General features: G+C 36.4%; 18 protein-coding genes. 16 read left to right on the top strand and 2 right to left on the bottom strand.

All coding sequences use genetic code 11. The features are described from left to right. Positions 1 to 71: 71 nt before the first annotated feature. Positions 72 to 308 (bottom strand): helix-turn-helix domain-containing protein, encoded by a 237-nt coding sequence (locus HHL20_RS16025; protein WP_228463208.1) that lies wholly within the window; start codon positions 306 to 308, stop codon positions 72 to 74. A gap of 182 nt (positions 309 to 490) precedes the next feature. Between HHL20_RS16025 and HHL20_RS16020 the strand changes: the two genes are divergently transcribed. Continuing rightward, positions 491 to 670, top strand: coding sequence for a SymE family type I addiction module toxin (locus HHL20_RS16020; RefSeq protein WP_169232182.1), 180 nt, complete (start codon positions 491 to 493; stop codon positions 668 to 670). A gap of 103 nt (positions 671 to 773) precedes the next feature. Here the strand turns inward: HHL20_RS16020 and HHL20_RS16015 are convergent, their stop codons facing one another. Further along, complete coding sequence (locus HHL20_RS16015) at positions 774 to 989, bottom strand: hypothetical protein (RefSeq protein ID WP_169232181.1); 216 nt, start codon at positions 987 to 989, stop codon at positions 774 to 776. 305 nt (positions 990 to 1,294) lie between these two features. Between HHL20_RS16015 and HHL20_RS16010 the strand changes: the two genes are divergently transcribed. The 15 genes from HHL20_RS16010 to HHL20_RS15945 all read left to right on the top strand — a co-directional run bounded on the left by HHL20_RS16010 (position 1,295) and on the right by HHL20_RS15945 (position 11,220). Beyond that, positions 1,295 to 2,122, top strand: coding sequence for a hypothetical protein (locus tag HHL20_RS16010; protein WP_228463207.1), 828 nt, complete (start codon positions 1,295 to 1,297; stop codon positions 2,120 to 2,122). Continuing rightward, entirely contained in the window at positions 2,110 to 2,391 is a 282-nt protein-coding gene (locus HHL20_RS19570) for a hypothetical protein (RefSeq protein ID WP_228463206.1), read from the top strand. The genes HHL20_RS16010 and HHL20_RS19570 overlap by 13 nt, the downstream gene beginning before the upstream one ends. A gap of 71 nt (positions 2,392 to 2,462) precedes the next feature. After that, positions 2,463 to 2,933: a DUF2628 domain-containing protein gene (locus tag HHL20_RS16005; RefSeq protein WP_169232180.1), complete on the top strand. Its 471-nt coding sequence runs from the start codon at positions 2,463 to 2,465 to the stop codon at positions 2,931 to 2,933. A 97-nt stretch (positions 2,934 to 3,030) separates the two neighbouring features. After that, positions 3,031 to 3,768 (top strand): hypothetical protein, encoded by a 738-nt coding sequence (locus HHL20_RS16000; protein ID WP_169232179.1) that lies wholly within the window; start codon positions 3,031 to 3,033, stop codon positions 3,766 to 3,768. 91 nt (positions 3,769 to 3,859) lie between these two features. Next, a complete protein-coding gene (locus HHL20_RS15995) occupies positions 3,860 to 4,309 on the top strand; it encodes a hypothetical protein (RefSeq protein ID WP_169232178.1) in 450 nt (149 codons plus the stop codon). Positions 4,310 to 4,504: 195 nt separating this feature from the next. Beyond that, on the top strand, positions 4,505 to 4,975 hold the full coding sequence (locus HHL20_RS15990) for a type I phosphoribosyltransferase (protein WP_169232177.1): 471 nt from the start codon (positions 4,505 to 4,507) through the stop codon (positions 4,973 to 4,975). A gap of 60 nt (positions 4,976 to 5,035) precedes the next feature. After that, positions 5,036 to 5,464, top strand: coding sequence for a hypothetical protein (locus HHL20_RS15985; protein ID WP_169232176.1), 429 nt, complete (start codon positions 5,036 to 5,038; stop codon positions 5,462 to 5,464). Between the two features lie 24 nt (positions 5,465 to 5,488). Next, a complete protein-coding gene (locus HHL20_RS15980) occupies positions 5,489 to 5,908 on the top strand; it encodes a TIGR03067 domain-containing protein (RefSeq protein WP_169232175.1) in 420 nt (139 codons plus the stop codon). Between the two features lie 68 nt (positions 5,909 to 5,976). Beyond that, complete coding sequence (locus tag HHL20_RS15975; RefSeq protein WP_169232174.1) at positions 5,977 to 6,606, top strand: chromophore lyase CpcT/CpeT; 630 nt, start codon at positions 5,977 to 5,979, stop codon at positions 6,604 to 6,606. Beyond that, positions 6,606 to 7,097: a nucleotidyltransferase family protein gene (locus tag HHL20_RS15970; RefSeq protein WP_169232173.1), complete on the top strand. Its 492-nt coding sequence runs from the start codon at positions 6,606 to 6,608 to the stop codon at positions 7,095 to 7,097. The genes HHL20_RS15975 and HHL20_RS15970 overlap by 1 nt, the downstream gene beginning before the upstream one ends. A 226-nt stretch (positions 7,098 to 7,323) precedes the next feature. After that, on the top strand, positions 7,324 to 7,749 hold the full coding sequence (gene arr, locus HHL20_RS15965; protein ID WP_169232172.1) for an NAD(+)--rifampin ADP-ribosyltransferase: 426 nt from the start codon (positions 7,324 to 7,326) through the stop codon (positions 7,747 to 7,749). Positions 7,750 to 7,761: 12 nt separating this feature from the next. Further along, positions 7,762 to 8,646, top strand: coding sequence for an AraC family transcriptional regulator (locus HHL20_RS15960; RefSeq protein WP_228463205.1), 885 nt, complete (start codon positions 7,762 to 7,764; stop codon positions 8,644 to 8,646). A 79-nt stretch (positions 8,647 to 8,725) separates the two neighbouring features. Further along, a complete protein-coding gene (locus HHL20_RS15955) occupies positions 8,726 to 9,268 on the top strand; it encodes a YceI family protein (protein ID WP_169232171.1) in 543 nt (180 codons plus the stop codon). 129 nt (positions 9,269 to 9,397) lie between these two features. Beyond that, positions 9,398 to 10,219: an oxidoreductase gene (locus HHL20_RS15950; RefSeq protein WP_169232170.1), complete on the top strand. Its 822-nt coding sequence runs from the start codon at positions 9,398 to 9,400 to the stop codon at positions 10,217 to 10,219. Positions 10,220 to 10,314: 95 nt separating this feature from the next. Next, positions 10,315 to 11,220: a helix-turn-helix domain-containing protein gene (locus HHL20_RS15945; protein WP_169232169.1), complete on the top strand. Its 906-nt coding sequence runs from the start codon at positions 10,315 to 10,317 to the stop codon at positions 11,218 to 11,220. Positions 11,221 to 11,365 lie beyond the last annotated feature (145 nt).

The raw sequence follows: 11,365 nt of genomic DNA, 5'->3' as shown, positions 1-11,365 counted from the left end.
AATTATTTATAATCTATAATTAATGCTATACGAGTGTCTAGCTCTTTCCATCTTGAATTTAAAGTAAAACATCACTTCAAATCCACCAACTCCCCCAAAGAAATTTCCAAAGCATTAGCTAATTCCAACAAAGTATAAAGCGTAGGATTTACTTTTCCGTTCTCAAGCTTTTCAATCGCTTGTCGGTCTTTATTGCACGCACGTGCGAAATCAGACTGGCTCCAACCCTTCTGTTCACGAAGCATGATAATTCGTTTACCAAATTCTTTTTTTAACTGATCTCTGGTCATGATCCAAATGTCAGCCAATCCGATGACAAATTTGTCATATAGTAAGTTGACAAATTGAAAAATTATTTTATATTTGCATCATAAATTAAGCTTTGAATAAAACACAAATTCTATATATTACCTTGGTTGTTACAGGCAGGAAGTTCAGAAATGATCGGGGCTTCCGCCTTTACAGCCGGTAAACAACAAAAAACAGCACCATGATGAACGCAAGAAAAATTAAAATCCACACCCGGTACCAGAAAAGTACCCACCGCCTGATCACCGTCCCTGAAATCCGGCTTAGAGGGAAATGGCTTGATGCGCTGGGTTTCGGAAAAGGAAAAACGGTACACATCCGGGAAAAGAAAAACAAGCTTACCATTACGGTTTCCAAATAGCATATTGAAAACTGCATTTGGTTTCCCACAAGTTGCGGGAAACTTCCTGCAATTGCATTTGGTTTCCTGCAAGTTGCGCAAGACCTCCTGCAATTGCATTTTGTTATAAACACACCTGTTTGTAACTTCCTGCAACTGCATTTTGTTTCCTGCAGGTTGCGGGAGACTTCCTGCAATTGCAGTTGGTTTCCCGCAGGGTTGCGCGGGACTTCCGTACTCCTCCGAAGGTTTCCCGCAGATTGCGCGAGACTTCCGTAGACCTCCGAAGGTTCCCGCAAGTTGTGGGAGACTTCTGTAGACCTCCGTTGGTTTCCTGCAAGTTGTGGGAGACTTCCGGAGACCTCCGGAAGGGTAAACAATTAATTAACTGAGTTCGATGTAAAAACAGTACAAAATATCAATAGAAATGGGCTTTAGCCCATTTTAATAATTAAGGAAACAGTAGGCTTTAGCCAAAACCTATACTAAATTATGGTTAAAGTTAATTTTGATTGGGAATCTTTACATCGAACTCACGTTCATTAAATATCATTCTCAATTATTCATCATCTTTTTATTTACCAAAGTCGTATTTTATTATTTTTGCAGCTAAAATTAAACTGATAAAACCATTCAAAACTGTCGATGGAAGAAAATTTCAAGAATTACGAAAAAACAATTACTAAAAAGCACAGAATCAGCTTTTCTCCAAAATACAAAGAAGAATTTAAGACATCTGTTAATGAGATCATCTTTATTGCGGTTGCAGAAAAAGCATTTGAAAAATTGGGATGGGACATCGTTTATAAGGATGATTTCAACATAGAAGCAAAACGTAAGGAAGCAGGCTGGATGAATGAACGCTGGACGGAAATCATTACCGCAACCTACACAAACGGGAATATTTCTGTAAAAAGCGAGTCTCTGGGTAACGAAATCTGGGATGCAGGCAAAAACTCAAAACGGGTAAAACTGTTCATCTATGCCTATCATGAAATCTTAAAAACTTTCGATCAGAAAGCCCTTCAGGAACTGGAAGAGGAAGCAGAGAGAAAAAACAACTGGGATGATTATGTCATTCCGGATACTTTGCCAAAGCCCGTAAAAACAAAGACTCCTACCCTTGCCATTCCGCTATATGGCGGCTTATTCACTTCCCTTGTTCTTGGGTTTGCAGTAGCATTTCTTTCCGTAAAAGGGGTCTATTTAATCGGCTTATTTGAATTTTTGGTAGCAACAGCGCTTGTTTTTGCCATGAAATATTTCATAAAATTTTCAAACTATACCGATTTGAAAAAGCTGCAGTATCTGTTAGCCGGTATGATCATATTGGTGTACGCTTCGAGTCAATATTTTCAGTATGAAATAATTCTTCATGAAAAGAATCTGGAAAGAATCGGATTCTGGAGATTTTTACAGATCAGGTTTTATGGGGGGGGGTTACTGTCAATAAGACAAATTTGGGCTGGATAGGCTGGATCATTATCTGGATTGTACAGTTAGGGTTAACCGGCCTTGTCGCTTATCTGAGAATAGTTGTTGTTCTTACAAAATATGTCCTTGAAAGAATACCGGTAGAAGTAGTAGATTTTGCCTGTTATCATTTTATTAAAAGTAAATCAGAAGAGGAAGTCAGAAGAGCACTTGCTGAAAAAGGATGGTCGGATAAAAAAGATCAGGATGAAGTTTTTGATGCCATCGGAGGTCTGCAAAATGTTACGGCGTTAAACAGAATCAAATAAATAGCTTTACATAAGTTGCAGTTTATTCTCACTCGTGCCAAAACAGTACATAAAAAAAACAATAATCATTCATGGAAAAAACAGAATTGTACGAAGCCTATTTTCAGGATAGCAGTAACTATTACCTGGAGCAGTTAAACTATTATGAGAAAGGTAAGAAATTCAGGTTTAGTTTTTCTGCTGTACTATTTGGGGTATTCTGGTTTCTGTACAGGAAAATGTATCTGGAATTTTTTGTGATTATCATCATCTTTTATGCCGAGTCTCAGTTTGAAAATTATGTTTTAGCAGAACTGATAGGTACTGAGAAGACCAAATTGTTAAGTTTTGTTATCAGTATTATTCTTACGATCACAATGGGGATTATCAGAAACAATCTATACCTTAAAAAAGCAAAAAGAATGGTAGAACAAGCCCAAATGACATCCATCGATCCCGAACAGCAAAAAGAATTTCTTACTAAAAAAGGAGGGACAAGCGTTTTATTTGTAATGATTGCTTTTGCCCTGTTCGTTCTTGCTGTTATCATGCAGGCAAAATAAATACGCCTGAATAGATTTGCAACCTGTAAAATCAATTCATAAAGTCAGGTCAATTAATTCCGAAGTGTTCTTAAAATCAGATTTAATAACTATAACTATGATCAGGAAACTCTATAACAAACTAAATACAAAATGGATGTACTCCGTTTTCATCATGTTTTGTGGATTTATACTAAGCTTTTTTATTTTACGGGTTCCTTCTGAGATTGCATTTAATACTAGTATTATCATTTTTTTCATTTCAATATTAATCCCTTTATTGTTTGGATTGATCAGAGTATTTAAAAAGGATTTTTTAGCAGGAACTTTACAAATTTTATCAAGCATTATCTTCGGAGGCAGCGGTTTTCTTTGCCTTTCAATATTCTTGATGTTATATCCTTATGACTTTTTTGCAGATAATCTTGAAATTCCAAAAAATATACAATTCGAAAAACCCATAAATCTTAATGATAACTTAGCATCTGGACCAAATAAAATAACAGATAAAAAAGAAACTTTTTTCCTTTATGACGGATTTCAGCCAGGAATTTATCAATATGAAATATTTCTAAACAAAATTGAGAAAGGCACCGTTTATTTAAAAATTTATGAAATAACAAAAAATCAAATTTTATCAGAAACAGATGTAGCAAACAATAGTAAAATGCAGGTATATAATTCAACAAACGAATTGAAACGATACCAATTGAAGGATGACTTCACTGTTTATGAAGGAAATTGGGGCGAATTTTACGGAAGCAAAATTGAAATTTGGTTTCAGCCGGATGATAAAAAACAAAAGGAAAGAAAACTAATGTCAAAAAATTATATAATTCAAGGCTGGCAACGCTAAAACAACAACGAATAAATTGTTAAACGACTATTCGTTTTTCCCGTAAATTTAAAATCTGCGAAAATCATTACGAAAAATTAAAAAATAACCTATGAAGAAAATACTCACAATTTCACTTATGCTTTTTTTATCCTTCTTCTCATTGGGCTGTGCCCAAAATTCAGAATCTAAAAATAAACCGGATTCTAACGAAGAAGAGTTTAGTGAAATTATAGCTTTTGAGGATTATGACATTTCTATGCTGAGATTGATTGTTACTCCTGAAAAATACCATAATAAAACGGTCCAGATTATTGGATATTTAAATCTGGAGTTTGAAGGTAATGCCATTTATTTTCATAAGGAAGATTATGAAAAAGGATCATCAAGAGATGGGATGTGGGTTAATTTCAGTGATGATTTAGCGAAGAAAACAGATTTCAAAAAATACAATAAGAAATATGTAATTATAAAAGGAAAATTTGATATGAATTCAAAGGGACATATGGGAATGTTTGGTGGCACGATCAAAAATATATCCCGGCTTGACGTCTGGAATTGAACACTCAACAATCCTGGTTTCGGAACAGTAAAAACGAAACACTTCTGATAGAAAAAATAAGCTGACGATTGCTGTGAGAAGTAAACCCAATTATCAAGGAATTACAGTCGTAAAATGATGAACATAAAATACCTGGCAAAAATTTCTTGCTATTAATGCAGTAATGTGTAAATTTGAATTTTAACAATTACACAAATGAAACAAAATCAGGAAAAATTTGACGAAATCAAAAACCTGCTCCTTGATAAAATAGGATACAGAGTTGATTATGCAAGAGAGAAGGACGGAACAGAATACTTAAACATCAGAGAAACAAATTTCTGGATTTCCGCAACTTTTGAAGAATTCGTGGTGGGCTACGGTTTGAATCATACCCATTTCAGCGAAGAACAAAAAAATTTAGATGAAGGCGTATTGCTGGCAATTGATCTTCTGACCAACAGAATCAAAACAACAAATTACATCAAAGGCAACACCCTGTTTAAAACAACCGTTGAAATTGAATATCCGGATTCTACCCTTGTAAATATCGGTTCTACAAATATCATCCTCTTTCCGTTCTGGAAAAAAACAAAAATCGAAACCATCTACGATGAAAAAATTTTAGAAAAAAAAGACATTGAGAACGAGGTACATTCAATTTTAAATCCCGGAATTGATGAATAGAAAAAACGGCATCAGAGTACTTTTATTTAATTCATAGTATTGTAAGCAAAAATAAAACGCATGAAAAATAAATATATTCTCATTCCGGTAGTTGTGCTGACGGTTTTCTTTCAGTCATGCCTGTCAAATAAAAGCGGACCGCAAAATAATTCAAACCACATCTGGACATTTACCTATATAAAAGCTCAGGAGAACCAAAAGGCCAACTTGAAAATATACCTTGAAAAAAACTGGTTCGAAATGGATCGTATAGCAGTTAAACAAGGATTATTAGGACAGTACGAACTCTATGAAAACAAAAGTTCCGAAAGCAGGGACTGGGATTACATAGTCGCCGTAGAATATCTTTCGCCCGAAGGCTATGACGCTATTGCCGCAGAATTTGAAGCAATAAGAGCCGGACACAAGGTTATAAAAGTAAATGGTCTTGGAATGAAAGAATTAGGCAGCATCGTAAAAACAGAGACTGTTTCCCAAAAAAAATATTAATTGTCACTGATAAAAAACATTACAATGAAAAATTTACATTACTACCTTATTCTGCCAGTGTTTATGCTCATCATTGGCTGTACAGCTACCCAAAACAGACACTCCTACAGCCAGCTCAACGGCAGCTGGACTCCTGTAAAACAGGAAATGGGCGGTAAAGAATTACCGGAAAATTATTTCCGCACCCAGAAGCTTATTATTCAGGATACCGTTTATTCACTTACCGCAGAAAGTGTAGATACAGGAACCCTGACGTATAAAAACGGACAAATGGATATTTACGGAAAGGAAGGCGTGAATAAAAACAAACATTTCACTGCATTATATAAACTGGAGGGCAAGCAACTTACCATCGTGTACAATTTAAAAGGTGACAGTTACCCATCCACTTTTGAAACAAAATCAAAGCCTGCTTTATTTCTTTCCGTATATCAAAAAGATTAACGGCATAAACAGCCGATAGAACACAAAATTCAACCGCTTTCACCAGAAAGCAATTATAAAAAATACGCATGAAAAAAAATTTAATTTCAATTATCACGATTCTGATAATTGCCGGCTGTACGGCTGCTCACAAAACCGATTCAGCAAAAAATGACCGCGAACTTGAAGATCTTGCTTCTTTAATGACCGGAAAGTTTTCCAGTGAACTGCAATCTAAAGCCGACAGCACTTATTTCAACATCAGCCTGGTAATGACCCCGATCTGGGCCGAAAGAAAAGACGGAAAATGGCTTTATGTAGAGCAGGCCGTAGCCGCCAATGCAGGCAAACCTTACCGGCAACGGGTTTATCATTTGCAGCATCCGTCAAAAGACACTTTTACAAGCGAAATCTATACGATTAAAGATCCTCTGGTTTTCGCAGGCCTGCAGAATGACAAAATGAAAAAAGACAAGCTCACTTTTGACCTCATCGAACTGAAAGACGGCTGTACCGTAACCCTCAAAAAGCAGGGTGACACTTACCTGGGAGGAACCGATGCAGATAAATGTCCGTCCGATTTACGCGGTGCAAAATACGCAACCACAAAAATTATTTTGAAAAAAGGAATGCTTGAATCCTGGGATCAGGGTTTTGACGCTTCCGGAAAACAGGTCTGGGGCGCTGCTAAAAGAGGTTATATTTTTATGAAGCAATAATGAACAATCCAATTGATGATGAAATAATATCTGAAAACCATAGAAAGGCAATCCATATTCTGCTGGATTATTTAGAACAGCAATCTATAGAATATCAGTTTACAGGAGGTTTGGCTGGCAACCTTTTTGGCTCCCGCTGGAAACTCCACGACATAGATATCGAAGTACATCTGGAAAGTTTATATACTATTGAAAAAGGATTCCAGCCACTTGTAATCAACAGTGTTCACAGATACAGTGATGAAGAGTTTGAAATCTGGCTGTTACAGTTAAGAATTGAAAATATTGATGTTGACATCAACGCCGTTGAAGATTTTATCACAAAGCCTGCTATTAAAATAGAAACCAACATTGAAAATGCAATGGATCTCTTATTTGAAAACAGGCCTGTAAAAGTGCAGCCGTTAGAGGATATCATTGCCTATAAAAAGCTGCTTGGCAGGGATAAAGATGTACAGGAACTTATTGACTTATCACTGAAAAGAACATGAGAAATGTATTATAATACAAAAGTAAATCAGCGGGATAGACGTACGAAAACGCTCATCACAAAAGCTGCTATGGCAGATTCCCGAGATAAAAATTAAGAGATGAAATAGAATTTGAAAATTATCTCATCTATAATCATTAACATTTTAATCGGCGGAATTTTTTTATTTTGTTGAGTAAACGAAATCCTGAAAATAACTAATTTTCTGAATAACCAAACACACCACAATGGAAAACAAAAAGGAGGAACACATTCTTGATCATGGCCCATTTTACCATGGAACAAAGGCTGATTTGAAAATCGGAGATCTGCTCACTGCCGGATTTGGGTCAAATTATTATCCCGAAATCATTATGAATCACATCTATTTTACGGCTTTACAAAACGGAGCAGGCCTTGCCGCCGCTCTGGCAAAAGGTGATGGGAAAGAACGGATCTATATGGTGGAACCCACCGGAGCATTTGAAAACGATCCGAATGTAACGGATAAAAAATTCCCGGGAAACCCTACCCGATCCTATCGCAGTACCGCACCCCTGAAAATTGTAGGCGAAATAACCGACTGGATCAGGCTGACCGATGATGAACTTCAAAACTGGAAAGAAAGAATAGCGAAGTTACGTGAAAATCCGGATGCGGAGATTATCAATTAAAGATCTTAGCTGATGAAAGAGGTATTTCCGTTTTATTCAATCGGGCATTTTATCAATCAACCTTCAAATCGAACGGAATTTGAAATAACATATTTTGATGAAATGGAAGAGCCCGATGTAGATGATATCCACAAACACACTTTTTATGAAATTCTCTGGACCGAAGAGGGCTTAAGCAAGCAAACTATTGATTATAAAGAATACGAAGTTTCGCCCAACAGCTTATTTTTTATATCTCCCGGTCAGGTTCATCAGTTCGAGGAATGGAAACCCCTGAAAGGCGGAACCATTCTGTTTACCGAAGATTTTTTTCTGCTCAACTACAATAATAAAGACCGGTTATTTGAGCTGAGCTTTTTGGATAATTTTTACACAAATCCCTGCATACAGCTTTCAGAAAAAGATTTTGCAGAAATCAGGCATATTATAAATCTCATTACCACAGAACACAGGCGAACCGACAGCAGCAGTACGATCATACAGTCAATGCTGCATATATTGCTGGCGCAGGTTCAGCGCCTCGTCGATACCGAAACAGCTCAACCTGTTTCAAAGAAATATCTGATTCTTTTTAAACATTTTAAAATTCTTTTGGATCAATATTTCGCAGACAATAAAACCGCCTCGTTCTTTGCCGGAGAACTGCATGTTACCCCACATCACCTTAATGTTATCACAAAAGAAGTAACCGGGAAAACAGCCAGTGAAGTCATAAGAGCGAGAAGCATTTTAGAAGCAAAAAGGCTGCTCACATTTACTGACAAAACAGTTTCTGAAATTGCTTTTGAACTCAGTTATACCGACAGTTCTTACTTTGCAAAAGCATTTAAGGCAGAAACGGGGATTACTCCGATGATATTTAAAAATAAAATGTCCGAAAAATACCGAACAAGATAATTTTCATCCTACCACAAGTACTCATCTTCACCTCATCTTTGCATTGTCGATAATGACATATAACATTTAATATAAGACAATGCAGAATTCAGCAAAATGGGTAATAGACCCGAGCCACACTAAAATAGGTTTCAGTGTAAGACATTTCGGAATTTCAGAAACAGATGGATTTTTCAGGAACTACACCGCAACGGTACATTCAGAAAAAGAAAATTTTTCGGATTTATCCGTACAGGTAACGGTACAGACAGACAGCATAGATACCAATGACGCCCAACGAGATGCTCACCTGAAAGCTGATGATTTCTTTAATGCCGAACAATTTCCGGAAATGATATTTGAGAGCACAAAACTGGAAACCACCGCAATCGCCAACGAGTATAAATTGCACGGAAATTTAACCATCCGCGATGTAACAAAATCAGTTGTATTCGACTTGGAGTATGCAGGCACTGTTCCACAAGATCCGTTTGGCAATACAAAGGCAGGTTTCTTTATTTCAGGCAGCATCAACCGCCAGGATTTCGGACTGTCATTTAATGTATTGTTGGGTACCGGAAACCTTGCAGTATCTGATAAAGTAAAAATTAATATTCCATTTCAGCTGTTAAAAGTACAGTGAGCTCCAGACATAACCGGTTAAAAAAATTACTGAATCATCATCAGGAAAAAGTATACAATCATCCTGAATTTGTATTAACAATAAAATGTTTTTCCTGATGATATTTGTACTCTAATTTAAATCATACAAATGAATAAAAAAGTAGTTTTAATTACAGGTGCAAGTTCAGGAATGGGTAAAGAAACCGCGAAAACACTTATAAAACAAGGCCATACCGTGTATACCGTTGCAAGACGTATTGACCAGATGCAGGATCTGAAAATTTTAGGCGGTCACCCGATTCAGATGGACATCACCAGTGAAAATGACATTCAAAATGTGGTAGATGTCATTATTGAAAAAGAAGGAAAGATAGATGTTTTGTGGAATAATGCCGGCTACGGACTATTTGGTTCAGTTGAAGACATTCCCGTAGATGAAGCCAGACAACAGTTTGAGGTAAATCTTTTCGGGTTGGCGGCGATCACACAAAAAGTACTTCCTTATATGCGGAAAGCCAATGCCGGTACCATCATCAACACTTCCTCAATGGGAGGGAAAATGTACACTCCAATGGGAGCATGGTATCATGCAAGCAAGCACGCCGTTGAAGGATTCAGTGACTGTTTGCGCCTGGAACTTAAACCGTTTAACATCAATGTCGTCGTTCTGGAACCCGGAATTATCGTTACTGAGTTTAGTGATGTCATGCTGAAAAATATCAGCAAGTTTTCTTCCCAGGGAGCATATTCTTCATTAACCGATAAACTCGTAGCGGCTACAAAAAAGATGTATGACAGCGGAAAGGGTTCAAAAACGACAGTCATTTCAGAAACTGTTGCTAAAATTGTAAATACAGACCGGCCTAAAACAAGATATAGAGTCGGACTGTGGGCAAAACCGATGGTTTGGATGAGGATATATCTGGGTGACAAACTTTTTGATAAAATTGTAATGAGCCAGGTAAATTAAAATCTGATTTGGATTTTAGCGGTCCTGCTATGTTTCTCAAAAAGAATTTGTTAATGACTTATCAAATTATTATTTTTAATTAATTATTTTAAAAAGTGAAGCCAATAATCCATCTGAAAAGTATTTCGGAAATCAACAGGTTTGTACAGAACAAAACACAACATCCGCTTGTTTCGGTAATTGATTTCAGCACGGCAGATGAGTATCTTGAAGAAGGAACCCGCCTGAGTGCTGATTTTTATACCATTATGTTTAAAAACTACTGCTCCAACCACATGAAATACGGAAGACAGTCGGTTGATTTTCAGGACGGAAGTTTAATTTGTATTGCTCCAAAGCAGCTCATCACACTGGATAATGACATAGAGAAAAAGGAAAATATGATGGGTTGGGGATTGTTTTTTCATCCCGATCTGCTTCGCGGTACTTCTTTAGGAAATAAAATGGGCGATTACAGTTTCTTTTCTTATGAGACTTCGGAAGCGCTGCATTTATCCGAAAAAGAGAAGCAAATTTTGTACGATTGCATCCAAAAAATAGAAACTGAGCTACAGGAGAATATAGACAGCCATAGCCAGAATTTAATCGTAACCAATATTGAGCTTTTGCTGAATTACTGTTCACGGTATTACGGAAGGCAATTTATTACCCGAAAAAGCAGCAGTTCCAATACACTTTCGCAGGTAGAAAATGTATTGAAAGATTATTTCAGATCAGATAAGCTAAAAGAAACAGGTTTGCCCACCGTAAAATATCTGGCAGATCAGGTGCATTTATCAGCCAGCTATTTAAGCGACTTACTCAAAAAAGAGACCGGAATGAATGCACAGGATCATATTCATTATTATCTGATTGAAGAAGCTAAAAATATTCTTTTAAATACAGACTGTTCAGTAGGTGAAATAGCTTATTCATTGGGTTTTGAATATCCTCAGTATTTCAGTAAGCTTTTTAAGCAAAAAACAGGGCAGACTCCTGTTGAATATAGAAATTTCAATTGAAAAGTCTAATCAATTCGTGCAATATATTTTGTGTGGTTATTATTATCATTAATTGTTTTTTAGGATTATTGCGGTTTCTTTTGAGGCAGCTTTTTATATATTTCAATAAAAAAATGTGGTATCTTTAACAAAAAACTATTGTTAA

Origin of the sequence: Chryseobacterium cheonjiense (assembly GCF_012927265.1) — a bacterium.
GTDB classification, from domain to species: domain Bacteria; phylum Bacteroidota; class Bacteroidia; order Flavobacteriales; family Weeksellaceae; genus Chryseobacterium; species Chryseobacterium cheonjiense.
Note: the sequence above shows the minus strand (reverse complement) of the source record. Positions and strands in the feature narration are given on the sequence as shown.